This is a genomic window from Martinezella rhizogenes (assembly GCF_007002745.1).
In the GTDB taxonomy this organism is placed as follows: Bacteria; Pseudomonadota; Alphaproteobacteria; order Rhizobiales; family Rhizobiaceae; genus Agrobacterium; species Agrobacterium cucumeris.
The window spans coordinates 510,598-535,718 of record NZ_SGNY01000001.1 but is presented as its reverse complement, the minus strand read 5'-3'; the positions used below and the strand labels follow the sequence as shown (position 1 = coordinate 535,718).

The following is a 25,121-nucleotide window of genomic DNA, read 5'->3' as shown; positions in this document are numbered from 1 at the left end:
TCGTCCTTCTTGCCCGTATAACAGTTTGACGACGGAACTGTGACAGTCGTCAATCGATGTCCAGCTCGCTGCCCGCCGCGGCGCTGTCCATCGCATTGAGGACTTCCGCTGCCAGCGGGCGGGTTATTCTCGTTCCGCGCGCAAGCGCCAGCCTGTCGATGCGGTCCACAATCGTCTGGGCCGTATCAAGCGAGCGCTCCATTCTATTGACGATGTAACCTATGAGTTTGTCATCCATGTAAAGCTGCCGGTCGGCGAAGAGTTTTACCAGCACCTGCGCCAGCAGCCCCTCATCCGGTTCGCCGGTCTCCACCACCGTCACGGCCTTCAGGCGCGAGCGCAGGTCCGGCAGCGTTACCGGCCATGCAGCCGGCCATTGCCGGCTTGTCATCAAAAGCGTCGTGCCGTGCTGGCGCACGCTGTTGATGACATGGAAGAGTTCGGTGTCGTCAAAACCGCGGCGGTCGGCATCCTCGAAAAGAACGGGTCCGTTCTCGGCCGCACGCGCGGCATCACCGCCGGCCTGCGGGTGGATATCCCGGGCGCCGGCAATGTTTTTCCAGATATTGGCGAGATGCGATTTTCCCGAGCCGGGTGGCCCGGCCAGCACGACGACCGGCGCGCGCCAGTTCGGCCATTCATCGACAAGGCTGACCGCGGCCGCAAGCGACGCGGACACGAGGAGATCCTCCCGGCCGGAGGCGGCCTGGTGTGAGAATGCGAGCGGCAGCTGCTCGGCCTTCGACCGGGCGTTATCGGTTTTGATTGGGTCAGTCATCGTCAGCCCTGACCATCCACCTTGGCGGAGGGCGTTTCCTTTTCTTCCGGGCCAGGATTGGCGTCCCATGGAAGGTTGGCAGCGTGTCCGTGGTAGAGATCGCTTTCAAGATACCGCGACAATGCGAAGCGGACAAGCACGCCGACGGCGGCAGCCGCCGGAACCGCGACCAGAAGACCGACGAAACCGAACAATGCGCCAAAGGCGAACAAAGCGAACATCAGCCATACCGGATGCAGACCGACGCTTTTGCCCACGAGCTTCGGCTGCAGGATATTGCCTTCGATGAACTGGCCGGAAAAGAACACGGCAAGTGTGAGAAACACATAGATGTAATCCGGCCAGAACTGCACGATGGCGACACCGACGGCAAGGATGAGGCCGACCATGGAGCCGATATAGGGAATGAAGCTGATGAGGCCGGAGAAAAGACCGATCAGCAGGCCGAAATTCAAGCCCACCAGCGACAGGCCAACGGCATAATAAACACCGAGAATGATGCAGAGCGACCCCTGCCCGCGCACGAAACCGGCAATCGTCTTGTCCATGTCGCGGGCGATCTGGCGGACGGTATGCACGTAGTCGCGCGGTATCCAGCTGTCGACCTTGTCGATCATCCGGTCCCAGTCGAGCAGCAGGTAAAAGGCGACAACGGGGGTGACGACCAGCAGCGACACGACATCGACCAGCGATTTGCCGGAGTTCCAGATCTGCGTCAGCAGCGTGCCGATGAAACCGGCGCCTTCGGTGAGGAGCTTGGAGAAATTCTCCTTCACGGCGTCGATCTGGTTGCTCACCCAGTCCGGCAGCAGGTTGGTATCGGCACCGGCAATCAACTGTTGCAGGGACGAGATATATTGCGGGATACGGGTGATGAATTCCGAGGCCTGGGCGGCGATGAGCGGAATGATGATGATGAGCGACAGTGCGAAGATCAGCACGAAGGAGACGAGAATGACGACCGTCGCCATTAGCCGGTTGAGACCGCGACGCTCCAGCCAGTCGGCAACCGGGTCAAGAAAATAGGCAAGCGCCATGCCGGCCACGAAGGGCAGCAGAATGGAGCTGAAGACCATCAGGAAAAGGACAAAGACGGCAAGCACGCCGATCCAGAAAAATACCTGCCGGCGCAGGCTCATGCCGCTTACATGGGGTTGCATTCATTCATCCTCTTGTCGCCGTGCCGTCACCGCCCAAGATGGAGATAGGATGCCCATATGCTTATGGTCAAGACCGCTGCGGCTGCGCACGGGCCGCCGGAGCACCCAGGCCTGGTTATCTTTTTCCAATGCAAACTCGTCCAGTCGGCAAAATCCCGCCTTTCCGGGGCTTTGGGCCGCAACGGCAGGTTGACCGACCGCCAATATTAGACAAATATAAAATAATAGTCGGGCGAGCCCGCAGCGCTCTGTGATGTCCGGCAACCGGAGGCACGATGCAAGGCACCAGTGAAAATGGCATCGCGGAACATAACGCCGGTCTTTTCGATCACCCCGACATTGCCGAGTGGTACGACAACCAGCAGCTTTATCCGGCCGAACGCATTATTCTAGACCAGTTTCGCCATGCCTATGCCGGCAAACGGCTGCTTGATCTCGGGGTCGGCACTGGCCGGACGACGAAGCCGCTTCTGCCGCTGGTGGGTGACTATATCGGCATCGACCGTTCGCAACCCATGCTGGCGCTGGCGCGGCGCAATTTTCCGGCAGCCACCTTTCTCGACATGGATGTGCGGGCGATCGGGCAATTCGGCGCGGAGCGTTTCGACTGCGTGCTCGGGGCGCTCGCGATTTTAAGCGCCTTCGGCCATGAGGATCGGCTCGCCATCATCCATGCCATCAGCAGCATTCTGGCGCCCGGCGGTTATTTCATCTTCTCATTTCATAACCGGCAATGGAAACGCGCCGGCGGCATGCCGTTGCATCGGCGATCCTGGCACCCGCGGGAAGTGGTGAATTCGCTGCATCCGCAAAGCTGGATAAACTATCTGCGCCTGCAGGCCGCCACCCGGCAGACACCTGAATACGCCATTCTGGTGGATCAGGCGCATCGCTGGAGCGGCCTGTTTTATTTCATCGACCTTGCCGCCCAGACCCGCCAGCTGGAAGCGGCGGGTTTCGAAATCGTCGCCCGTTTCGGCGAGAACGGCCGACCGATCGAGAAAAATTCCGATACGTCCAATGACGGGTTGCTTAATCTCGTCTGTCGCGTCGCTTCGCCGGCATCATGAGTGTCTCACACCGCAAGCCCTGCCAAAGCCGTTAAAAACCGGAGCTTTTGCCACTCAAACCCTTGCATCAGGCCCCGTCCCGTGCGAATGGCGACGCCAAAGGAACCAGCGGAGACGAGAGCCATGAGCCAGTCGGGCAAGAACGGTCTTACCTATAGTGACGCAGGTGTGGATATCGACGCCGGCAATCTGATGGTCGAAAAGATCAAACCGGCGGTGCGCTCGACACGGCGTCCCGGCGCAGATGGCGAAATTGGCGGCTTCGGCGGCCTGTTCGATCTGAAGGCGGCTGGTTTTACCGATCCGGTTCTGGTGGCCGCCAATGACGGCGTCGGCACCAAGCTGAAGATCGCCATCGACGCGGATTATCACGATACGGTCGGCATCGACCTCGTTGCCATGTGCGTCAACGATCTCGTCGTTCAGGGCGCCGAGCCGCTGTTCTTTCTTGATTATTTCGCCACCGGCAAGCTCGACCCGGATCAAGGTGCGGCCATCGTTTCCGGCATCGCTGCCGGTTGCCGCGAATCCGGCTGTGCGCTGATTGGCGGCGAAACCGCCGAGATGCCCGGCATGTATTCCGACGGTGACTATGATCTCGCAGGCTTTGCCGTGGGTGCGGCCGAACGCGGCCAGCTTCTGCCGGCTGGCGACATTGCCGAAGGTGACGTCATTCTCGGCCTGTCTTCCTCCGGCGTTCACTCCAACGGCTTTTCGCTGGTGCGCAAGATCGTTTCGGTTTCCGGTCTAGGCTGGGACGCCCCTGCCCCCTTTGCCGAAGGCAAGAAGCTTGGTGAAGCACTGCTGACACCGACACGCATTTATGTGAAGCCGCTTCTGAAGGCGATCCGTGAGACCGGCGCGCTGAAGGCGCTGGCGCATATTACCGGCGGTGGTTTCCCCGAGAATATTCCGCGCGTTCTGCCCAAACATCTCGCCGCCGAGATCGATCTCGATGCGATCAAGGTTCCGGCGGTCTTCTCGTGGCTAGCAAAGACCGGCGGCGTCGAGGCCAAGGAAATGCTGCGCACCTTCAATTGCGGCGTCGGCATGATCGTGGTCGTTTCGGCTGAAAATGCTGCCAAGGTTACCGATGCGCTGACGGCGGAAGGCGAAACCGTGTTCCCGCTCGGCCGCATGGTCGCCCGGCAAGAGGGCGCGCATGGCACGATCTACAAGGGTACTCTCGGCCTATGATGCGCGCCGCCCTGTCGTCCGGTCGCACACGTGTCGTCGTTTTCATCTCCGGCGGCGGCTCCAACATGGTGTCGCTGGCCAAGGCCTGTCAGGCAGCGGATTTTCCGGCTGAAATCGCCTGTGTGATCTCGGACAAGGCTTCTGCGGGCGGGCTGGAAAAAGCCCAGCATCTCGGCATTCCGACGCTCGTCTTCGAGCGGAAGACCTATGCCAGCAAGGTCGAGCATGAGGGCGCGATTCTGGCCGCACTTGGCGAAATCGCACCCGACATCATCTGCCTTGCCGGTTACATGCGGCTGATATCAGGCGATTTCATCGCGCCCTATGAAGGCCGCATCATCAATATCCACCCGTCGCTGCTGCCGCTTTTCCCGGGTCTCAACACCCATCAGCGCGCCATCGACAGCGGCATGAAGATTTCCGGCTGCACCGTGCATTTCGTGACCGAAGGCATGGATGAAGGTCCGACCATTGCTCAGGGCGCTGTTCCGGTCTTTTCCAACGATACGGCCGAGACACTCGCGGCGCGGCTTCTGAGCGTCGAGCACCAGCTTTACCCACTCGCCCTGAAGCGACTTGCAGAAGGCAAAGTGCGGATGGAAGGCGGCAAGGCCGTCTTCACGGACAACGAAAGTAAATCCGAGTATTCTAGTCTGATTTCCACTTTCTGATAAAGAAATCACTAAAGTACAAAAATACTTAAAGTGGTATTTCCGGAAAAATAAACCGATCATTTACCATAATCATCTCTAATGCCTGCAACGGCCCGCATTTCGGGCCCTCCGGTCAGTCAGGAGCGATTATGCCATTTTCGAGATTTTCCCTGCCGCTTACGGCAGTTTTGCTGATGAGCACCAGCCTGCCGCTCGCCGCAGAACAAAACGGCATTACCGCTTCGCTGGATGCCGGTGTTCTCAATCTTCGGGCAACGGAAACCGTTCATATCGGCGGCAGCAAGCTGAGCGAACTGGAATGGGAAACCAAAAACGCCATGGCGTTGCGCGGCTCTCTCGGGCTTGAGCTTGCACCCGGCTGGCGCGTCAAGGCCGAAGGCCGCGTCGGCTTCGAAGGCGACGGCTACATGACCGACTATGACTGGATAGCGCCTTTTTCCAGAGACAGCTCTAAAAACAACTGGAGCCATCGCTCCCAACACGATGATACGCGACTTGATCACTATTTTTCGGGAAGCTTCGAGCTTAACCGCATGCTGCTGGATGATCCCCAGCAATATCTCAGCGCCGGCGTCGGTTTTCGTTATACGGATGTGCAATGGTCGGCCTATGGCGGCAGCGCCGTCTACAGCCTTTTCTCTCGAAGAGATCTGAACATCAGGTTCAAGGACGGTGAAAAGGGCATTACCTATCGCCAGCAAATCCCCGCCTTCTACGGCAACCTGACCGGCGGCCAGAGATTCGGCAACTGGTCGCTCAATGCCGGCCTGGAGGGCGGCGCGATGGTTTTTGCCAAGGCGACGGATGATCACTGGATGCGCGACATGCGCTTTACCGATAAATTCGACGTTGCCGGCATGTTCGGGGTGAAGGCGGGTGTTGCCTATGACCTGACCCAGAATGCCTCGATCTACATAGATGGCGCCTATGAATATACCAGCCTGGGGCGCGGGGACACGCATTATAGTGGCGCGGGCGCTGGAAACCTCACATCGGAAAAGAATGCCGGTGGCGGCGACCTGCAGTCGATTTTCGTGGGCGCCGGTATCAAGGGCCGGTTCTGACACTCAATGAGGTCTGCCCAGAAAACCGCGCCTCATTAAAGGCGCGGCTTTGGTTTATGGGCACATTGCCCAATCAGTATCTAAAACCAGTCCTGCTGCCAGATATAATCACGGTAGGCCCATGGCGGCGTGTTGGCCAAGGTTGCCTTGGAATATATCTTCAACAATTCGGCACCGAAGGTTGAAGCGCCGGGCACAAGGCCGACCTCCCATTGAAAATGCCACCATTCCGCGCCGAGATAATCGCCACCCTTCTCGAAGGCTGCGCGTGCGCGGATCGGTTTGAAACCGTTCTTGGCAAAAAGGGCCGTCAAGTCGAGGAAATGGCCCGTGACGGACACTCCCTTGACGCGGTTCTTGTTGGTCACGACATCGGGAATCGTCTGCTGCGGCGGCAAAGCTCCTTTTTCAGCCCTATCCTGCCAGCAACGGGCATAAACATTGTAGCGTCTCTCGCCGATCCGCTGGGCGACATAGGCGTCGTTCGACGGATCCTGCATACCGCTCCAGATGAAAAGATCGAGCGCCCGCCCTGAGTAGTGAAAGGAAGTGGCGCTGCGGTTTTTGCTGACCGTGGCGTTTAAATCGCGGACGCCGCCGGAAGATGTCATCAATCCACCCTGGCGACGAACCTCCTTGTAGACCTGCTTATAGGCGGACATAACGTCGCTGCGCAGCCTGACACGCGGATACCCTTTTTCCTTTCCCGTTCCGAAAAGGTCCGCCTCACCCGTCTCGATGCTGTAGCTCGCATCGCCTGCCAGTGATAGCGGCGAGACCAATTCCCGCTGCCGTGTTTCATATGCCTGCTGCAAGGCAGCGAGCGTTACAGGCCCTATGCGACCATCTTCATAAAGTTGATTGTCCGCCTGAAATGACAGTACCGCTTCTTCCGTATCCGCACCGAAGACGCCGTCCGTCTCGAGGCTTTCATAATCGGCCGAGGCCGATTTTCGCCCCTCGAAATGCAGAAAATTCAAAATTTCCTGGACCGCCTGCACGGCACTGCCGCGCGAACCCTTTTCCAAAATCATAGCCAGCCCCCCAGCCGCTTGTGAACCTAGACACACCAAGCTTACCGGGGTTGATTAATTAATCAACAACAATTTTTAATTGAATTTGAAGTAATCTAGAGTATAGTTCGAAAGACATTCCCCGTTTTCGCACAGCCTTTAATATTAAAGGCTGTGACGGTTGAGCATTGCCCATTGCAGCAGGATAATCGTCTTGGAATCGGTGATTTCGCCGGATGCGATCATCGCAAAGGCTTCGTCGAGACCATAGGTCAAAACTTCCAGATCCTCGCCTTCGCTTGCCAGACCGCCGCCGTTACCGGCCTGCACGTCGAGATCGATATGCGCGACGAAGAGGCTGACCTTTTCCGTCAGGGTTCCGGGGCTGGCATACATATCGAAGAGATAATCGACCTTCTCAACCGCGTAACCGGATTCTTCCATCGCCTCACGGCGAATGGCGTCGGCCGCATTGTCGTCATCGAGAAGGCCGGCCGGGACTTCGATCATGAAGCTTGGATCGCCGTTTACGAAGGCGGCGGGGCGGAACTGCCGCACCATCACCACGCTGTCGCGCTTCTTATCGTAAAGCAGAATGGCCGCGGCGCTGCCGTGGTCGTGCACTTCGCGCACGATGCGGATCGTTTTGCCATCCGGCATGCGCTGGTCGAAAATAAGCTTCTGCATATGCACGAAGCCCTTCCAGACCGTCTCTTTTTCCACCAGCCGTATTCTGTCCGCCTCGCCGGCAGCAGTCATTTTCAATGAACGGTCCATAATCACTCCGCAGGCAATTCCGTCACAGGGTGAGGGACGATTTGTTCAGGGCCGCCCATTGCAGCAGCATGATCGTTTTTCCGTCGCAGATATCGCCGGTTTCTATCATCTTCATGGCATCCGCCAGTGAAAACTCCAGAACCTCGATGTCCTCGTCCTCGTGTGCGGCACCGCCGCCCTCCTCCACCCGATCCGATGAATCGATGATGGCGGCAAAAAAGTGCAGAATTTCGGTCACGGAACCGGGCGACATGAAGGATTTGAACAGAAACCGCACGTCTTTCACGACATATCCGGTTTCTTCCATCACTTCGCGGCGAATGGCCTCGGCCGGGTCGTCACCATCCAGCAGGCCGGCGGGCGCTTCCAGAAGCCAGCCGTGATAGCCGTTCACGTAGGTGGGCATGCGAAACTGCCGCACCAGCACCACCGTCTCACGGCGCGGATCGTAAAGCAGGATGGTCGCGCCATTGCCGCGATCATAGGCCTCACGCCGGATGACTTTCGTTTCACCCTTCGAATTGGTGTAATCATAGGTGATGTTGCGGAGATGGTACCAGTTCTTCGAGAGCGTCTCGTCTTTCAGAATTTCAATCTTCACATTGTCGAACTTGCTCATTCCATGTCCCGTCAGTCTTTGCGCAGCCAAACCTTGTTGTCATGGAAAGCCGCGCCACCATAGGGGGCAACGGCATCGGCGCCGGTGAGAACATTGATGCCCTCGCCATCCAGATGCGCCTTGTTGGGCCACAGCCCTTCGGCAATCAGCACGCCTGGCCTGGCGCCCTCAACAATCTTCGCATGGAGGCGTACTTCGCCGCGTGCATTGCCAATGCGGACGACGTCGCCATCGGCGATACCGTGACCGGCGGCATCCTCGGCGCAGATCATCAATTCCGGGCGGCCTTCCTTCTGCACGGAGGTCTTGGTTTCCGCGAAGGTGGAGTTCAGGAAATTGCGGGCCGGCGATGTCGCCAGCCGGAAGGGATGATCCCCGTCGGCGGTCTCGATGACATCCACCTGATCCGGGAATTTCGGAAACTCGGATACCGGCCCCATGACACCGATATTTTTCGGCGGTTTGTTCGGAGACGGCCCCGTTGCCCAATCCGGGCTGAATCGGAACTTTCCGTCGCCATAACCAAAACCCTCGAGATAATGCGCCACCTCGAAGGACGGCTGCGCATCGATCCACTTCTCCTCCGCCAGCGTATCGAAATCACCCCAGCCGCTGACTTTCAGCATACGGTCGACATGCTCGCGGGCCGAAAGGCCGAAACCGGGCATATGATCGACGCCGAGGCGTTTCGCCAGTTCCTCGATGACGAAGAGGTTGGTGCGCACCGTTTCCGGCGGCTCGACAAGTTTGGGCCCAAGCAGAATATGGTTCTGGCCACCGGCGCGGTAGATATCGTCATGTTCGAGAAACATGGTGGCCGGCAGCACGATATCGGCCATGTCAGCCGTCTCGGTCATAAATTGCTCATGCACGGCAACGAAAAGATCGTCGCGCAGGAAACCCTGCTTCACCAGCCGTTGTTCGGGCGCCACGTTGACGGGGTTAGTGTTCTGGATGAGCAGCGCCGTCACCGGGCCGCCGTGGCGCAGCGCATTGGCATCGCCCGTCAGCACGGGGCCGATCTGCGACTGGTCGAGCTGGCGCACATCGGGGTCGGCATAGGCCGTGCCCATCAGTTCCGCCTTGTTGAGCCTGAAAATATCGCCGTTATTGTGGAACGCGCCGCCGCCCTCATATTGCCAGGAGCCGAGCACGGTGGCGATCGACAGGGCCGCGTGCATGGCGACCGCGCCGTTGCGCTGGCGGGCAAAACCGTAACCCAGCCGGAAGAACGTCTTTTTCGTCGTTCCAACGAGCCTTGCGAAATCCTCGATCTCTTCGACGGAAAGACCTGTAATCTCCGACGCCCATTGCGGCGTCTTCGTCTTCAGATGCGCTTCCAGCCCGGCCGGATCGTCGGCAAAGCGCGCCATGTAATCGCGATCGGCATAACCATCGCGGAAGGCGATGTGCATGATGGCGCAGGCGAGCGCCGCATCCGTGCCGGGGCGAACGACGATGCGCATATCGGCCTGTTTCATCGTCGGATTGTCGTAGATATCAACGACGACGATCTTTGCGCCGCGTTCCTTGCGGGCCTTGACCGCATGGGTCATGACATTGACCTGCGTGGCAACCGCATTGGTGCCCCAGATGACGACGACATCGGCCTTGCCAATCTCGCGCGGATCGGGACCACGCAGCGCACCCGTGCCCATCACGTAACCCGTCCAGGCCATGTTGGTGCAGATCGAGCCGAAGAAGCCGGAATATTTCTTGGCGTGGCGCAGCCGCTCGATGGAATCGCGCTGCACCTGCCCCATGGTTCCGGCGTAGAAATACGGCCAGATGGCCTCGGCGCCATGCCGGGCCTCCGCCTTGACGAAAGCATCCGCCACCTCGTCCAGCGCCGCTTCCCAGGAAATCTCCTGCCAGTCACCCGCTCCTTTTTCGCCCTTGCGGCGCTTCGGGGTCAGCAAACGGCCGGGATGATAGATGCGTTCGGAATAGCGCGCCACCTTGGCGCAGATGACGCCGGCGGTGTATGTATTGCTATTGGCGCCGCGCACGCGGCCGATACGGCCTTCCGCGTTGATATCGACCTCCAGCGCGCAGGCGCTCGGACAGTCATGCGGACAGACGGTGTGGCCGGTACGGAGTTCGGCCTTGGTGGCGGCTTTTTCAGCGGAGATCGGGGTCGCAACGTTCATGGCTTTTGTATATTGCATCAATGTTGCGGCCAAAAGGCCGAAGTGACGTCCATCAAGAATATTCATCCTGACCATCTGCAAGCGAGACACATCCATGAACTACCGCCACATCTATCACGCCGGCAATTTCGCGGATGTTCTCAAACACGCGGTTCTTGCCCGCCTGGTGCGCTACCTGCAGAACAAGGAGAAGGCGTTTCGGGTGCTGGATACCCATGCCGGCATCGGGCTTTACGACCTTACCTCGGAAGAGGCGCAGAAGACCGGCGAATGGCAGACCGGCATCGGCAAGCTGGTGGAGGCCGACCTGCCCGCCCCCATCGCCGAACTGCTCGAACCCTATCTCACCGCCGTAAAGGAACTCAATCCGGAGGGCGGCATTCAATTTTATCCCGGCTCGCCGAAACTCGCACGCATGCTGTTTCGTCCGCAGGACCGGCTTTCGGCCATGGAACTGCATCCGGACGATAGCCGGGCTTTATCCCGTCTCTTCGAGGGCGATTATCAGGTCCGGGTAACCGAGCTGGACGGCTGGCTGTCGCTCGGCGCGCATCTGCCGCCCAAGGAAAAACGTGGCCTCGTCCTTGTCGATCCGCCTTTCGAGCTCGAAAACGAATATCAGCGGCTGGCCGATGGCCTGAACAAGGCCTATCGGCGTTTTTCCACCGGCACCTATTGCCTGTGGTATCCGCTGAAAAAGGGTGCACCGATCAAGGATTTTCACGAGCGGCTGCAATCCTTCGACATTCCGAAAATGCTGTGCGCCGAGCTTTCCGTCAAAAGCGACCGGCTGGAAGGCCTGAGCGGTTCCGGCCTCATCATCGTCAACCCGCCTTATACGCTGAAGGACGAGCTGCACACGCTCCTGCCCTTCCTGAAAACGGTGATGGCGCAGGATCGCTACGCCTCTCACCGCGCCTTCTGGCTGCGCGGCGAGGAAAAGCCGGAGGAGGACTGAGGGTTACCTCAGCCCTTCCCGTTTCTGCGCCTCTGCAAGCTGTGACCGTTCGAAGAACAGGATCACGAACAGGGCCATGATGAAGGGAATGATGAGGTAGAACAGCCGGAAAACCAGCAGCGCCGCGATCACGTCCGCCGGGTTCATATCCGGCAGACCGGTGACGAAGACCAGTTCCAGCACGCCAAGCCCGCCCGGCGCATGGGAAATCAGCGCCGCCGAGAAAGAAATCAGGAATATCCCGAGAATGATCATGAAACCGGGATTTCCGGCCTCCGGCAGCGCGAAATAGATGATGCCCGCCGCACCGATCAACTCGATCGGCCCGATGACCAGCTGTTGCGCCACCAGTTTCGGTGCCGGATAGGGCAGGAAGAACGAGCGGATTTTCAGCGGTTTCAGCTTCAGCAGACTGCCAAGCACGTAAAGGCCGACGATAACAAGCAGCAGGATGCCTGTTGTTGTGGAGGCCTCGACGGGAAGGATGCCGGTGAAGCGTTCGGTGATGTCAGGCTCGTAAAGCAGCACCATGCCGATGAGCATGATGGTTCCGATGATGAAGGTGAAGGAGCAAAGACCAACGAGAACGCCAACCTCGGCGGCGCTCAGGCCCTTGGACGTATAGGCCCGGTAGCGCACCACGGCGCCGGAAAACACGGAAGCACCGACATTGTGGGAAAGCGCATAGGTGGTAAACGAGGTGAGCGTGATGAAGAACCAGTTCACCTTGCGGCCGAGATGCTGGAGCGCAATGCGATCGTAGCCGGCAAGCGCGGCATAGGCCAGCAGTGTGGCCATGCCGGAGCACACCCAGTCCCGCACACGGATGGCCATGAAGCTTTCCCAGAGATCATCAAGCGAAAGACCGCGCAGCTCATGATAAAGCAGCCAGGCTGAAAACCCGATCGTCGCCAGACCAACGACAGGCCAGATATATTTCTTGAATCTCATGCGGTCATGCCGCCTATTTCCTCCAGCTTCACCCCAGCCTCCTTCCGTCTTTCGCGGAAGATTCGCCGGAGTCTATTCGTTATGCGGCGAAGCTTTCAACCTTTTCACAAAAAATTGCCTGTCACCTTTTGTTGCCGTGTCACACTCCTACCCCACGTGGTCCTCACGCAGCATTCACAAGGCTGTAATCGTGCAAATATATGCACAGCAGAAATTGACCTTTCCGATTGCGAGTGCAAATATATGCACAGCGGAGATTTAATGGAAATAAATGCTGCTAAAGTCATCAAGCGGCTGAAGGAAGAAGGTTGGGCGTTCGACCGGCATGGAGCCGCCCACGACATCTATCGCCACCCCGAAAAGGGATTTGTACAGGTGCCGAGGCACCGTCAACTCAGTCCCGGCGTGGCGGGTTCCATTGCGAAGAAGGCCGGGTGGAACGCTTAACGTTCCCGTCGCGAAAAACCAATGTTCAACGACCTATGGAACTGCGAAATGACTGTCAGATATCCCGCACTTATAGATGGAGAGAAAGGCGCTTATGGCGTGGTCTTTCCGGATATGGACGGCGTGGTCGCCATGGGTGAAACCATAGACGAAGCGATTATCAACGCCGAAGAAGCCCTGCGCGATTACGCGCTTGAAATGGAGCGAGACAACGCGCCTCTGGCGGAACCCAGCGCGCTCGAAGAGGTATCCGTGCCTGGGGGAAGCATGTTGACGAGTGTGCCACTCATTCGTCTTGCGGGAAAACCCGTGCGTGCCAACATGATGCTTGACGCCGACGTTCTCGATTTCATTGACAAGGAGTCCACCAGACGCAAGATGACGCGCACCAGCTACGTCAACTGGATGACGCGACGTATTGCGCAGATGGGCGGCTGAGGGATTGTGGGAAGTATTGGCAGCTCACACGAAACAACATTTGCCCCGTTCACAAGTTGATGTAAGACCGCTCTGTCGCCTTCAGGCGATGTGAGGTCATCCACTTTCCGGAGAGCGCGCACGGAATGAATCGTTATGCCGGTTTCATCGCTTTCGGTATTCTGTCGCTTGCCGCGCTGTGGTTTGCGCAGGAACAAACCGTTCCCACCAGCTCCAATTCGAACCGCCAGACACAATCGCAATCACAGCCCGCTGGAAATCCAGACGCACCTCGACGCGATGCATCCCAACAGCATGCAGGCACCAACCCCGCCCCTCGCGGCACGGGTTTTGATTTTTACGTGCTGTCATTATCCTGGTCGCCGGCATTCTGCGCCAGTTCGGAAGGTTCCGGCAATCGCCAGCAATGCGGCAGCGACAGGCGTTACGGTTTCGTCGTGCATGGGCTCTGGCCGCAAAACGAAAACGGCTATCCCGAATTCTGCAAAAGCGGCGAACCGGACCGTGTGCCGGACGCGCTCGGCCGCAGCATGTTCGATATCATGCCCTCCATGGGTCTGATCGGCCACCAGTGGCGCAAACACGGCTCCTGTTCCGGCCTGTCGCAGAAAGATTATTTTTCAGTGACGCGGGCCGCATTTGAAGCCGTAACGCTGCCGGGCAAGATCGCCTCGGGCGCGCAAGCCGCCACCCTTTCCGCCGACGCCATCGAAACCGCCTTCACCGACGCCAATCCCGGCCTGTCGAAACGCGGCATCTCGATCAGCTGTGATGGAAAGCGCCTGGAAGAAGTGCGCATCTGCCTCAACAGGGACATGACATTTCGCGACTGCCCCGAGCTTGACCGCAAAGGCTGCCGCGCCGGCTCCACCGAAATCATCCCCATACGCTAATTCAACCCCATAGGACCCAACCATGGAACTGCTTTATTCACCCGCCTCCCCCTATTCCGCCAAGGTGCGCATGGCCGCCCGCCATCTCGGCATCGAGATTACCGATGTGCGCGTCGACGCCAGCGCCGAGCCCGCAACGCTGATGGAGAATAATCCGCTCGGCAAGATCCCCGTCCTGCTGCTGGACGACGGCGGCTCGGTTTATGACAGCGTGGCGATCATGCATTATCTCAACCGTCTTTCGGGCGGCAAGCTTTACCCGAAAAAGGACGGCAAGCGCACGGAAGCGGAAATTCTGGAAGCGCTTTGCGACGGCATCATGGATTGTCTCCTGGCCATCGTTTACGAGCGCCGTTTTCGCCCGGAGGACAAGATCCATCAGCCGTGGATCGACAAGCAGTGGAAAAAAGTGGTCCGGGGCCTCGACCATCTGAACGCCAACCTGCCCAAGACCGGCAAGAAGCTGCATGGCGGCCATTTCGCGCTGGCAGCGATGATCGGTTATCTCGACCTGCGTTTTGCCGGTGAATGGGCCGAAGGCCGCGATGCGCTGGCACAATGGCCGGAGATTTTCGGCAAGCGTTTCGAAGCCTATGCGGAAATGAAGGCAGCCGCCTGAGGCGAAGCGGAACAGTGCCCGGCCAGATCGCCGGGCGCTCTCGGCAACCCACAAGAACAAAAACAAAAAAGCCGGGGTTTGCGCCCCGGCTTTTCCTTGACCGATCCGTGAAGGATCAGAACTTGACGCCGATACCGGCCTTGACGGAGTGATCGTCGAAACCGCGCGAGAATGCGCCGGAGTCGAGACCGTAGTCCTTCTTCTGGTAGTCGCTGTAGCGATATTCCAGACGGGCGGTGATGTTGTCGGTCACCATGGCTTCAACACCGGCACCAACGGTGTAACCGAGGGCGGTGGCGCTGTCCTTGGAGGTCGCGTCACGAACCTTGTTGTCGGAGACAGCAAGACCGGCCGTACCATAGAGCAGGAACGGGTTCATGTCGTAACCAACGCGGCCACGCAGCGAGCCGTTGACGCCCTGCTTGCCTTCGATGGCGCGACCGGCAACCGTACCGGCAGAGCCCTTCTCGTCGCCCAGGTTCACGTCTGCTTCCGCACCGTAAACGATCTGGCCGCTCTGCATGTTGTAACCACCGTACAGGCCGCCACCAAAGCCCTTGGCGTCACGGCCGTCATTGCTGGAGCTGAAACGGCCCCAGTCATAGTTGACCGTACCACCGAGGTAAGCGCCGGACCAATCCTTGACCGGTGCGGGCTGGTCGTAGGACACCGGCGCCTGGGGCACTTCGTTTACGGCGTCAGCGGCGTGAGCAGCCGAAAAGCCGGCAGCGGCCATGGTCGAAGCCATAAGGGTTGCTACGAAAATACGCATGCTATTCTCCTTTCAGGACCGCTCTGCACTCAAAACATTGTTTTCAGACGCGGTGTAAAAATCGTCGGGTTAATCGCCCCTCTGGAAACTGAACTTGATGGGAGAATGCGGAGATCAAAGAGCCAAAATGTGAATTGTTTGGGGCAGACACGTGACTAGAATTAGACGTTGCCTAATTGCCACAAGGGTTTTATTAACCCTAACAGAAGCCTAATCAGCAATAGATCGGCTTTAAACTTAGTTATATTTAAATTAAATCAAAATTGCATTGCGAATAAAAAATCGCCCAATTCTTTTAGGGCTGATGGACAGCTTGCGATTTGCATTTATATCCAGCACATAGGGCATGTATGAGCAAATGCAGGTCCGCCGTGAAAGAAGATATACAAAAGACAGTCTTGATAACCGGAGCCGCCCGAAGGCTTGGTCGGGCAATCGCCACCGATATGGCCGCCCATGGCTTTGCGATTGCCGTCCATGCCAATGAATCGATGGCGCAGGCCGAGGAATTCGCTAACGAAATAAGGCAAAACGGTGGCAAGGCCGTTGCCGTTCAGGCGGATTTGACACAATCTGCGCCAACCATGGCGCTTGTCGAACAGGCAGCTTCCGCCCTCGGCCCCATCGGCGTCGTCGTCAATAATGCCTCGGTTTTTCTGGACGACAGTGCGGACAAACCCGATCCGACGATCTTCGATGCACATTTTTCCGTGCATGTGCGGGCACCGTCCCTCATCGCCGCTGCTTTTGTCGAGCAATTGCCGAAGGACAAATCCGGTCTGATCGTCAATATCATCGATCAGCGCGTGCTGGCGCTCACACCCCGCTTCTATTCCTATACGCTTTCGAAATCCGCCCTCTGGACTGCGACACGCACGATGGCGCAGAGCTTTGCGCCGCGTGTGCGGGTGAACGCCATCGGGCCGGGTCCTTCCTTCAAAAGCGAAAGACAGGCGCCCGAGGACTTTCAGGCGCAGATCGACGGCCTTATATTAAAGCGTGGTCCTGCCCCGGATGAGTTCGGGCGGACGATTCGCTTTCTTTATGATACGCCGTCGGTCACCGGACAAATGATCGCGCTCGACGGCGGCCAGCACCTTGGCTGGGAAACCCCTGACGTGGCGGAGATACCTGAATGAACGGAAAGAAGCTGCCTGATGGCGGTATTCTCTTCGATGAAACCGACGATGAAGACGACGATGCAAGCCTTGCCGCGACAGAAGTGGCGGAGGCTCCGCGCGACGCCGTGGGCATGGACTGGAATGCGGGCTGGAAGAATGAATCCGGCCTGAAGGGCATGGACCTCATCGGCGAATTCGTCAAACACCTGCCCAACTCGCCGGGTGTCTATCGCATGTTCAACGAAGCGGGCGACGTTCTTTACGTCGGCAAGGCGCGCTCGCTGAAGAAGCGTGTCGGCAACTATGCCCAGGGCCGCGTGCATTCCAATCGCATCGCCCAGATGGTGCGTTTCACCACCCATATGGAATTCGTCACCACCCGCACGGAGACAGAGGCGCTTCTGTTGGAAGCCAACCTCATCAAGCGCTTGCGGCCGCGCTTTAACGTGCTTCTGCGTGACGACAAATCGTTTCCCTATATTCTCATCACCGCCGACAATCGCGCCCCGGCGATTTTCAAGCACCGGGGTGCACGGGCGCGCAAGGGCGATTATTTCGGACCCTTTGCGTCGGCCGGCGCAGTGGGGCGCACGATCAATTCGCTGCAACGCGCCTTTTTGATCCGCACCTGCACCGACAGTGTTTTCGAGACCCGCACGCGTCCCTGTCTTCTGTACCAGATCAAGCGCTGTTCCGGCCCCTGTACGCATGAGATCAGCGATCAGGGGTATGCGGAACTCGTCAAGGAAGCCAAGGATTTCCTGTCCGGCAAAAGCCAGAGCGTCAAGACCGCCATTGCGCGGCAGATGAACGAGGCGGCCGAGGATCTCGATTTCGAGCGTGCCGCCGTCTATCGCGACCGGCTGGCCGCACTTTCGCATGTCCAGAGCCATCAGGGCATCAATCCGGCCGGCATCGAGGAAGCGGATGTTTTCGCCATCCACCACGAAGGCGGTATTTCCTGCATTCAGGTGTTCTTTTTCCGCACCGGCCAGAACTGGGGCAATCGTGCCTATTTCCCGAAGGCGGACCCTTCCCTGCCCGGCTCGGAAATCCTCAACGCATTCCTTGCGCAGTTTTACGACGACAAGCCGGTGCCGAAGCAGATCCTGCTGTCCGAAACCGTCGAGGAACAGGAGTTGCTGGCCGCAGCACTCGGCGAAAAAGCCGGCCACAAGGTCACGATCAGCGTGCCGCAGCGCGGCGAGAAGAAGGACATTACTGACCATGTTCTTGCCAATGCCCGCGAGGCGCATGGCCGCAAGCTGGCGGAAACCTCTTCGCAGGCACGGCTTCTGAAAGGTTTTGCAGAAACCTTCAGCCTGCCCTATGTGCCGCGCCGCATCGAGATCTACGATAACTCGCATATCATGGGCACCAATGCCGTGGGCGGCATGGTGGTGGCGGGGCCGGAAGGTTTCGTGAAGAACCAGTATCGCAAGTTCAACATCAAATCGACCGACATCACCCCGGGTGACGACTTCGGCATGATGCGCGAGGTGATGACCCGCCGTTTCTCACGCCTGCTGAAGGAAGAGGGCAAGCCGGACCGCGACAAGACACCCACACCGGAGGAAGCGGCCGACATGCCTTTCCCCAGCTGGCCGGACGTGATCCTGATCGATGGCGGTCAGGGGCAGATGACGGCGGTGCGCGCCATCCTTGATGAACTCGACATTCGTGACTGTGTGACCGCCATCGGCGTTGCCAAGGGTGTGGACCGCGATGCCGGCCGCGAACGCTTTTTCGCAGATGGACGCAGCGATTTCTCCCTGCCGCCGCGCGATCCCGTGCTCTATTTCATCCAGCGCATGCGGGATGAAGCCCACCGTTTCGCCATCGGCTCGCACCGGGCGCGGCGCAAGAAGGAAATGATACGCAATCCGCTGGATGAAATCTCAGGCATTGGCCCCGGTCGCAAGCGGTCGCTGCTGCAGCATTTCGGCACTGCCAAGGCCGTTTCGCGTGCCGGCCTCAACGACCTGATGGCCGTCACCGGCATTTCCGAGGCGGTGGCTCGGCAAATCTACAATCACTTCCACGAGAGCGGCGGCGATTGATACCGAACCGTCGTGGCGAACTGCTAAAAAAACATAATCACATGTTGACCCTATGCGTCAGGGGCGGCATCAAGACAGCTGATCTTTGACTGACAGGTTTCCCATGGCTTCGCGCGCATACAGCATCCCCAATCTTCTGACCTATGGCCGCATTCTGGCGGTTCCTGTCATCGTTTTGTGCTTCTTCATCGAGGGCAAGCTGGAAAGCTCGGATTTCGCGCGCTGGACGGCGCTCTGGCTGTTCATCATTGCTTCGCTAACCGATTTCCTCGACGGTTATCTGGCCCGCATCTGGAACCAGACGTCCAATATCGGCCGGATGCTGGACCCGATCGCCGACAAGCTGCTGGTCGCCTCCGTGCTGCTGCTGATGGCTGCGGACGGTACCATCGCCGGCTGGTCGCTCTGGGCCGCCATCACCATTCTCTGCCGCGAAATTCTGGTCTCCGGCCTGCGCGAATATCTGGCGGCGCTGAAGGTCAGTGTTCCCGTCACCCGCATCGCCAAGTGGAAGACAACGATCCAGATGGTCGCCATTGCCTTCCTGCTGGCAGGTCCGGCGGGTGACAAGGTCCTGCCCTATACGACAGAGATGGGCATTACGCTTCTCTGGCTTGCGGCTGCGCTCACCATGTATACCGGTTATGATTACTTCAAGGCCGGCCTCAAGCACATCGTGGACGAAGACTGATGACACGCATCGTTTATTTCGCCTGGGTGCGCGAGAAGATCGGCACTGATGAGGAGGAGCTGGACATCCCCTCCTCCGTCACTACGGCTGGTGAGCTGATTGCCTGGCTCATAACCCGTGGCGAAAATTACGAGGCGGCCTTCGAATTTCCAGATGTGATCCGCGTTGCGGTCAATCAGGAACATGTCGAGCATGACGAAAGCATCGTCGGCGCGCGCGAGATCGGTCTCTTTCCGCCGATGACCGGGGGATGAGCGGATGCAGAAAGCCGTGCAGCCTACGATCCGTGTGCAAAGTGAGGATTTCGATGCCGCGGACGAAACCAGGCGGCTGACGCAACGCGACAAAAGCATCGGCGCGGTCGTCGCCTTCACCGGGCTTTGCCGCGACGACGGCGGAACACTGGCAGCGCTGGAGCTTGAACATTATCCAGGCATGGCTGAAGCCGAAATTACCCGCATCGCCGAACTCGCCATCGAACGCTTCAACCTTCTCGGCCTCACCGCCATCCACCGCCATGGCAAGATCGCTGCCGGCGAGAATATCGTTCTCGTCATTGCCGCTTCCAGCCATCGGCAGGCGGCCTTCGACGGCGCAAATTTCGTGATGGACTATCTGAAGACCTCCGCCCCGTTCTGGAAAAAGGAACATGGCAAGGACGGAGCGGTGCGAGACTGGGTATCAGCCAAGACGACCGACGATTCGGCGAAGGACAAGTGGCGGTAATTCATCGCCTTTTCCCGCATTTCCGGGCGGAGAACCGCAGTCCGCTTTCGGAAATGCCTCAAGGCGCCTCCGCCCTGCTGCGCATGACAATCAACCAGCCGACCAGAAGCGCCAGCACCGCCGCATCACGCCAGACGACCGGGCCATAACCGGCCCACAGGGTTTCCGCAAATCCGACGGCCGCCGCCCCCAAACCGCAGATAAGCGGGCTGGCATAACCGCCCGCTGCCGAAATCAGCACGATCTTGAGGCCGAAGACGAGGCCGGCGCCAAAATCCATGGTGCCGTAATAAAAAGTGGCCAGCACACCGGGAATGGCGGCGACAAGTCCTGCCGCGCAGTAGGATAGCAGGAATACCCGGCCCGCATTTACGCCGCAGAACGATGCCGCAAGCGGATCATCCGATACGGCTTTCCATCGTCTGCCGAAAGCGGAACGGCCGAGATAAACGGATCCTGAGAGGACGAGCAGTCCAAACGCTGCCGTGTTCAGCATCTGCATTGGCGTCAGGGTCACGGCAAAGCCGCCATCGCTCCAGAAGCGCACCGGTTGCGACAGAAGTGGCGGCAGCCACAATTGCCTTGTGCCGGCGGCGAGCCTTGCACTTTCGGTAAGCGCAATAAGCACGCCGATGGAGGCGACCGTCACCGCATTGGGAGAGGCTTTCGCCAGCGGCCGCATCACCGCCCTGCCGACGAAACCCGCAGCCCACAACCCGCCGAACAGCCCTGCCCCCGCCCCAAGCGCCAGTGTGGCCGGCAGAACCAGCCATAACCGGTTCCAGCCGAAATCGGCAAATAACAGGCAGGTCTGGCCGGCGAAGGCGAATATGGCACCATAGGTGACATCGGCACGTTTGGTGACCGAAAAGGCGATTGCATAACCGAAGGCCAGAACCGCATAGAGGGCTGCGACCGGCACGGCATTCAGCAATTGTTGCAGGAAATAAGCCATGCGCGTCCTCCCACTATTATTATAACTGTTAAAATACGTTTTGACAGTTATAATATCCGGTATGACCTTTCGCTGGACAGCTCATCGTTTCGCAGGCGGCGCATTGGCGCTTGATGTCGCCAATAGTGTGATCCTGCGCTCGGACGTCGCAAAATCGGTTGACCGTTTTGCAGTGCCCGAACAGATCGCCACTTTTGCCGAGGCATCGACACAGCTTGGCGCGGAGCGCGACAGGTTTCCCGCGCTCAACGCACCCGAAGCGGAGCAACGGCCAATCCTTCTCAAACTTCGAGAGGCGATCGACGATTGTTTTCGCTCGTCGATCATGGGTGCCGGCGGTGATGACGCCAGGCTGGCGGACCTTCTTTTCGCCTGCGGCACGGCCTTGCGCACCTTTCCGGCGGCCGAAAGCCTCGGCAACGCCACCGCCCATTCCGCCCTGTCGCTGCTTGCACGGGAGACACGGGAACGGCTGCGGATCTGCGGCAATTGCGGCTGGCTCTTCATCGATCGCAGCAAGAACAGAAGCCGGATCTGGTGCGACATGGCGGTGTGCGGCAACCGGCAAAAAGCCAGCCGGCACTACCACCGGACAAAGGAGGCGCAGGCATGAACAGCATTGCCCTTTCATTGCTGGCGGTTATGGCCGCGCTCGGTCTCTCCGGCTGTCAGCGCGACGAACCGCGCGAGGTCGCGAAGATTTCAGGCCGCATGTTCGTCTTCAATTACCGCGTGGCGATTGCCACCTATCTGGTGACCCTGCAGCGCGTCGCGCCCATCGCCGACGGCAGCACGGTGGAGGGCTCATTCGAAAATCCCCGTGGTGGTCCTGACCTGACGACGAGCGACAGGATTTTTCCAGCCGACGAAAAGATCGCCGTTCAGAGCCCGCCGGTCGAGTGCGTGAAGCAGGATCGGCCCTATAAAGTCATCATCCGCATCAAGGGGCCGGAGGGCGATATTCTGCAGACGATAGAGACCACGATCCACTCCGACACGGACCAGTCGCTTCTTCCCGCCAAACCGCTGGTGGTCGGGCCGCTCTACACGCCCAATCCGGAGGTGTTCAAACCTGACGGTACGACGGATATGCGGCCGGCCCAGGGGTGTCCGGCGTCGTGATTTGCTTACCTCGTTCCTGTGCTTGTCACAGGAATCTAGCCAGACCAAGTCGTTGGGCTGAAAGACTCCTCTCGCCGCGCAGACGCGCGTCGGCTGGATTCCTGTGACAAGCACAGGAATGAGGGTCGTGGGGAGTTTCGGCATGTAAGCTCCCTACCAACAAAAAAACGGAGCCTTTCGGCTCCGTTTCCTTGAGTCTTTCCAACAGCTTCGTGCATTCGCCTGAGAGGGCGATTCAAGCCGTTGATATTTTGAATCAGCCGACGATTTCGGTTTCGGCGAACCAGTAGGCGATTTCCTGTGCGGCGGTTTCCGGAGCGTCGGAACCGTGAACGGAGTTTTCGCCGATGGAAAGCGCGAAGGACTTGCGGATGGTGCCTTCAGCGGCCTGGGCCGGGTTGGTGGCGCCCATGATTTCGCGGTTCTTGAGGATGGCGTTTTCGCCTTCCAGAACCTGAACGATGGTCGGGCCGGAAGTCATGCCTTCAACGAGTTCGCCGAAGAAAGGACGCTCTTTGTGAACGGCGTAGAAGCCTTCAGCTTCGCGCTTGCTCATCCAGACGCGCTTGGAGGCGACGATGCGCAGGCCGTTATCTTCAAATACCTTGGTGATCGCGCCCGTCAGGTTACGCTTGGTTGCGTCCGGCTTGATCATCGAAAATGTGCGTTCAATCGCCATGTGTCCGTTTCCTTTTCCTATATAGAAAGTGGGCGGTCTTTACCCGCCCAAAGGCCCGAAAACAAGGGGGATCGACCATATTGCGATAACGGCGCGAGACATTTCACGCCGCTGTCACACTGCGGCCTCTTGCATCATAGAGATCAAGGCAGCCTTCGAACCAGTCCCGCACCGGGTCATTATCGGAAAACAGATCGGCGCCGGTGGTGATCCTTGCCCATTGCAGCGCCCCGAACACGATGTAATCGGCAAAAAGCGGCGACGTGCCGCCGATAAAGGGCTGGAAGCTCAACATGCGACGGATCGGCGCCAGCAATGCCGGAAAGGCCGCGATTTCCGCTTCGCGGTTCGACGCTACATCCTCAAGCGGGCGGCCAAGCGCTTTCGTCCTGCTGTCACGGAAATAACGGCGATCCGGCTCATCCAGCATATTGTGGATATCCAGCAGGGCGATACGGGTGATGGCCGGGTGAAGCACCGTCTGGGACCAGCTTTCAACGAAGCGGGCCATTGCCTTGCCGCCCTCCCCGTCAAACAGCGACGGCCGCTCCGGATAGGCGTCATCCAGATAAAGCGCAATTTCGAAACTGTCGCTCACCAGCTGCTCGCCGTCGCGCAGGATCGGCACCGTCCGCGAAAAACCGTCCTCAACCGTCGGTATGACCGTGAAGGGCAAGGGGCGCTCCTCGAAATCCAGCCCCTTATGCGCCAGCGAAAGCACGGTTTTCCAGCAATGGGGAGAAAACGGCCTGGAAATGTCGCTTCCACACAGCGAGTACAAGGTTCTGGAATTCGTCATGGGCAGCACCTTCTTTGGCTATATCGATACAACGATATAAGAACGGCAATGGCCTGAAATCAAATCAGCATTAATCATGTTATCGATCAAAAGCCGTCCCCGCGCCGCCAAACGTGAATTCCAGCATCAAGACGACAAAAACATCCCAAGAGTTTAGTCTATTTTAAACCGTGGCGTGTAGGAATAGTCGCATTCGGATACTGAATATTTCGATGAATCCATAAATACTATCTTTTTGGGGCTGACGGTGACGACATCTGCTGGCGATAAAAAACGCGAACAGTCAAAAAACGGTCTTGTCGTTACCAAGATCACGCAATTCATCGCCAAGATGAATATTGCTCCACTGCCGCGCAATTACGAATTGATCTATGAAATATTGTCGGGGCACAACCCGGCCATGGGGCGCGATATATTGGCGCTTGGCAACGCGCCGCAGCAGCATGAAATCGATATTATCGGCCAGAGACACGATCTGCCCGGCTTTTCGAAGATCGAGGCCGAGGCAATGGCCAACGAGGCCTTCGAAACGCTGAAGCAGATCTCAGCGCGGCTGGAAGCCGGCGTGCAGCGCGCCGAAACATTCATCGCCAGCCTTGCCGAGGAAAATCATCAGGAGCCGCCGGCAACCGAGCGGCTCGCCCGATTGATGGGCGACATTCACGAGGAACAGACGAGCCTGAGGCACTTCATCGCCATGGGGCTGATGAAAATCCGCGAAGTTGAAAAACGCCGGGCCGAACTGCAGGCAAGTTCCCTGCGGGACGCATTGACGGCGCTTCCCAACCGCGCGGCTTTCCTCGAAAAACTCGCAGACCTTTTCGCCGGCGATCAGGCGGCATCCGCCACCTCGCTGATGCTGCTCAACATTGACCGCTTCCGCGAAATCAATGGCAAGTATGGCGCAAGCGCCGGCAACAAGGCGCTCCGGCGGTTTGCGGCGCTCTTCCGCAAGACCATCAAGAAGGACGATTTCGTTGCACGCGTCGGCGGTAATGAATTTGCCTTTCTGTTTGCCAACGTCTCGCAAAATACCGCAGAAGCGATTGCCGAAAGGCTGCGGCAAAGTGTGGAGGCGCTGCGCTTCGTGACCAGCGAAGGCGAAGGCGAACATCTGACGGTTTCGATCGGCGTTGCGGCGGTGGATGGCACCGCCACGCCCGCCGAATTTTTCAGCCATGCCGAACTTGCCCTGCTTTCGGCACGCTGCGGCACGCGCAACTGTGTTGTTGGTTATTCCCGGGACCTGGCTCAGCACAGCCGCAGCAGCTATCTGGCCCAGCTCGGCTGTTAGAGCACTTCCAGTGAAAATGCATCGCGGTTTTGCGCCCGAAAAATGCGCAAAACCAAAGTTTGCGCGCACGCCCGACAATTCCGTCTAAACCGAC

General features: G+C 58.5%; 28 protein-coding genes. 17 read left to right on the top strand and 11 right to left on the bottom strand.

Annotated elements, in window-relative coordinates:
• Positions 1–49: 49 nt before the first annotated feature.
• Positions 50–778, bottom strand: coding sequence for a DnaA regulatory inactivator HdaA (hdaA, locus tag EXN68_RS02720; protein ID WP_142839530.1), 729 nt, complete (start codon positions 776–778; stop codon positions 50–52).
• Positions 779–780: 2 nt separating this feature from the next.
• Complete coding sequence (locus tag EXN68_RS02715) at positions 781–1,938, bottom strand: AI-2E family transporter (protein WP_142839529.1); 1,158 nt, start codon at positions 1,936–1,938, stop codon at positions 781–783.
• A 275-nt stretch (positions 1,939–2,213) separates the two neighbouring features.
• Here EXN68_RS02715 and EXN68_RS02710 point away from each other — a divergent pair, with 275 nt between their 5' ends.
• From EXN68_RS02710 to EXN68_RS02695, 4 genes are all read left to right on the top strand, one after another.
• Positions 2,214–3,008: a class I SAM-dependent DNA methyltransferase gene (locus EXN68_RS02710; protein ID WP_142839528.1), complete on the top strand. Its 795-nt coding sequence runs from the start codon at positions 2,214–2,216 to the stop codon at positions 3,006–3,008.
• 123 nt (positions 3,009–3,131) lie between these two features.
• A complete protein-coding gene (gene purM / locus EXN68_RS02705; RefSeq protein WP_142839527.1) occupies positions 3,132–4,205 on the top strand; it encodes a phosphoribosylformylglycinamidine cyclo-ligase in 1,074 nt (357 codons plus the stop codon).
• A complete protein-coding gene (gene purN, locus EXN68_RS02700; RefSeq protein ID WP_142839526.1) occupies positions 4,202–4,876 on the top strand; it encodes a phosphoribosylglycinamide formyltransferase in 675 nt (224 codons plus the stop codon). The genes purM and purN overlap by 4 nt, the downstream gene beginning before the upstream one ends.
• A gap of 131 nt (positions 4,877–5,007) precedes the next feature.
• A complete protein-coding gene (locus EXN68_RS02695; protein WP_142839525.1) occupies positions 5,008–5,943 on the top strand; it encodes an omptin family outer membrane protease in 936 nt (311 codons plus the stop codon).
• A gap of 80 nt (positions 5,944–6,023) precedes the next feature.
• Here the strand turns inward: EXN68_RS02695 and EXN68_RS02690 are convergent, their stop codons facing one another.
• The 4 genes from EXN68_RS02690 to EXN68_RS02675 all read right to left on the bottom strand — a co-directional run bounded on the left by EXN68_RS02690 (position 6,024) and on the right by EXN68_RS02675 (position 10,568).
• The gene (locus tag EXN68_RS02690; RefSeq protein WP_142839524.1) at positions 6,024–6,977 is read right to left on the bottom strand and encodes a peptidoglycan-binding domain-containing protein; all 954 of its coding nucleotides are present in this window, start codon (positions 6,975–6,977) and stop codon (positions 6,024–6,026) included.
• Positions 6,978–7,121: 144 nt separating this feature from the next.
• A complete protein-coding gene (locus EXN68_RS02685; RefSeq protein WP_142839523.1) occupies positions 7,122–7,733 on the bottom strand; it encodes an NUDIX domain-containing protein in 612 nt (203 codons plus the stop codon).
• 22 nt (positions 7,734–7,755) lie between these two features.
• A complete protein-coding gene (locus tag EXN68_RS02680; RefSeq protein WP_142839522.1) occupies positions 7,756–8,352 on the bottom strand; it encodes an NUDIX domain-containing protein in 597 nt (198 codons plus the stop codon).
• An 11-nt stretch (positions 8,353–8,363) separates the two neighbouring features.
• The gene (locus EXN68_RS02675) at positions 8,364–10,568 is read right to left on the bottom strand and encodes a molybdopterin-containing oxidoreductase family protein (RefSeq protein ID WP_161991212.1); all 2,205 of its coding nucleotides are present in this window, start codon (positions 10,566–10,568) and stop codon (positions 8,364–8,366) included.
• A 28-nt stretch (positions 10,569–10,596) separates the two neighbouring features.
• Here EXN68_RS02675 and EXN68_RS02670 point away from each other — a divergent pair, with 28 nt between their 5' ends.
• On the top strand, positions 10,597–11,460 hold the full coding sequence (locus tag EXN68_RS02670; protein ID WP_142839521.1) for a 23S rRNA (adenine(2030)-N(6))-methyltransferase RlmJ: 864 nt from the start codon (positions 10,597–10,599) through the stop codon (positions 11,458–11,460).
• A gap of 3 nt (positions 11,461–11,463) precedes the next feature.
• Here EXN68_RS02670 and EXN68_RS02665 read toward each other — a convergent pair whose 3' ends face one another.
• Complete coding sequence (locus EXN68_RS02665; protein ID WP_142839520.1) at positions 11,464–12,411, bottom strand: lysylphosphatidylglycerol synthase domain-containing protein; 948 nt, start codon at positions 12,409–12,411, stop codon at positions 11,464–11,466.
• A 261-nt stretch (positions 12,412–12,672) separates the two neighbouring features.
• Here EXN68_RS02665 and EXN68_RS27355 point away from each other — a divergent pair, with 261 nt between their 5' ends.
• The 4 genes from EXN68_RS27355 to EXN68_RS02645 all read left to right on the top strand — a co-directional run bounded on the left by EXN68_RS27355 (position 12,673) and on the right by EXN68_RS02645 (position 14,808).
• Positions 12,673–12,858, top strand: a complete 186-nt coding sequence (locus EXN68_RS27355) for a type II toxin-antitoxin system HicA family toxin (RefSeq protein WP_161991171.1) — start codon at positions 12,673–12,675, stop codon at positions 12,856–12,858.
• 48 nt (positions 12,859–12,906) lie between these two features.
• The gene (locus EXN68_RS02655) at positions 12,907–13,296 is read left to right on the top strand and encodes a type II toxin-antitoxin system HicB family antitoxin (protein ID WP_161991170.1); all 390 of its coding nucleotides are present in this window, start codon (positions 12,907–12,909) and stop codon (positions 13,294–13,296) included.
• A 125-nt stretch (positions 13,297–13,421) separates the two neighbouring features.
• Positions 13,422–14,189 carry a ribonuclease T2 family protein gene (locus tag EXN68_RS02650; protein WP_142839517.1) on the top strand — a complete coding sequence of 256 codons (768 nt, stop codon included), beginning with the start codon at positions 13,422–13,424 and terminating at the stop codon, positions 14,187–14,189.
• A 22-nt stretch (positions 14,190–14,211) separates the two neighbouring features.
• Positions 14,212–14,808: a glutathione S-transferase gene (locus EXN68_RS02645; RefSeq protein ID WP_142839516.1), complete on the top strand. Its 597-nt coding sequence runs from the start codon at positions 14,212–14,214 to the stop codon at positions 14,806–14,808.
• A 115-nt stretch (positions 14,809–14,923) separates the two neighbouring features.
• On the opposite strand, the gene EXN68_RS02640 is transcribed toward EXN68_RS02645, so the two are convergent.
• Positions 14,924–15,580, bottom strand: coding sequence for an outer membrane protein (locus tag EXN68_RS02640; protein WP_142839515.1), 657 nt, complete (start codon positions 15,578–15,580; stop codon positions 14,924–14,926).
• A gap of 350 nt (positions 15,581–15,930) precedes the next feature.
• On the opposite strand from EXN68_RS02640, the gene EXN68_RS02635 reads away from it, so the two are divergent.
• The 5 genes from EXN68_RS02635 (at position 15,931) to EXN68_RS02615 (ending at position 20,178) form a co-directional block, all read left to right on the top strand.
• The gene (locus tag EXN68_RS02635; RefSeq protein WP_142839514.1) at positions 15,931–16,719 is read left to right on the top strand and encodes an SDR family oxidoreductase; all 789 of its coding nucleotides are present in this window, start codon (positions 15,931–15,933) and stop codon (positions 16,717–16,719) included.
• Positions 16,716–18,761 (top strand): excinuclease ABC subunit UvrC, encoded by a 2,046-nt coding sequence (uvrC, locus tag EXN68_RS02630; protein WP_161991169.1) that lies wholly within the window; start codon positions 16,716–16,718, stop codon positions 18,759–18,761. The genes EXN68_RS02635 and uvrC overlap by 4 nt, the downstream gene beginning before the upstream one ends.
• A 103-nt stretch (positions 18,762–18,864) precedes the next feature.
• A complete protein-coding gene (gene pgsA, locus EXN68_RS02625) occupies positions 18,865–19,452 on the top strand; it encodes a CDP-diacylglycerol--glycerol-3-phosphate 3-phosphatidyltransferase (protein ID WP_046798832.1) in 588 nt (195 codons plus the stop codon).
• Positions 19,452–19,706 carry a molybdopterin converting factor subunit 1 gene (moaD, locus tag EXN68_RS02620; RefSeq protein WP_142839513.1) on the top strand — a complete coding sequence of 85 codons (255 nt, stop codon included), beginning with the start codon at positions 19,452–19,454 and terminating at the stop codon, positions 19,704–19,706. Before pgsA ends, moaD begins: the two co-directional genes overlap by 1 nt.
• 4 nt (positions 19,707–19,710) lie before the next feature.
• On the top strand, positions 19,711–20,178 hold the full coding sequence (locus EXN68_RS02615) for a molybdenum cofactor biosynthesis protein MoaE (protein ID WP_142839512.1): 468 nt from the start codon (positions 19,711–19,713) through the stop codon (positions 20,176–20,178).
• Between the two features lie 58 nt (positions 20,179–20,236).
• On the opposite strand, the gene EXN68_RS02610 is transcribed toward EXN68_RS02615, so the two are convergent.
• Positions 20,237–21,133, bottom strand: a complete 897-nt coding sequence (locus EXN68_RS02610; RefSeq protein WP_142839511.1) for a branched-chain amino acid ABC transporter permease — start codon at positions 21,131–21,133, stop codon at positions 20,237–20,239.
• Positions 21,134–21,194: 61 nt separating this feature from the next.
• On the opposite strand from EXN68_RS02610, the gene EXN68_RS02605 reads away from it, so the two are divergent.
• Positions 21,195–21,746, top strand: a complete 552-nt coding sequence (locus EXN68_RS02605; protein ID WP_142839510.1) for a CGNR zinc finger domain-containing protein — start codon at positions 21,195–21,197, stop codon at positions 21,744–21,746.
• Positions 21,743–22,255: a hypothetical protein gene (locus EXN68_RS02600; RefSeq protein WP_142839509.1), complete on the top strand. Its 513-nt coding sequence runs from the start codon at positions 21,743–21,745 to the stop codon at positions 22,253–22,255. The genes EXN68_RS02605 and EXN68_RS02600 overlap by 4 nt, the downstream gene beginning before the upstream one ends.
• A gap of 256 nt (positions 22,256–22,511) precedes the next feature.
• Here EXN68_RS02600 and ndk read toward each other — a convergent pair whose 3' ends face one another.
• Positions 22,512–22,934 (bottom strand): nucleoside-diphosphate kinase, encoded by a 423-nt coding sequence (gene ndk, locus EXN68_RS02590; protein WP_003502118.1) that lies wholly within the window; start codon positions 22,932–22,934, stop codon positions 22,512–22,514.
• Positions 22,935–23,037: 103 nt separating this feature from the next.
• Positions 23,038–23,733, bottom strand: a complete 696-nt coding sequence (locus tag EXN68_RS02585) for a glutathione S-transferase family protein (protein ID WP_142839508.1) — start codon at positions 23,731–23,733, stop codon at positions 23,038–23,040.
• Between the two features lie 247 nt (positions 23,734–23,980).
• On the opposite strand from EXN68_RS02585, the gene EXN68_RS02580 reads away from it, so the two are divergent.
• On the top strand, positions 23,981–25,027 hold the full coding sequence (locus EXN68_RS02580) for a GGDEF domain-containing protein (protein WP_161991168.1): 1,047 nt from the start codon (positions 23,981–23,983) through the stop codon (positions 25,025–25,027).
• The last annotated feature ends 94 nt before the right edge of the window (positions 25,028–25,121 follow it).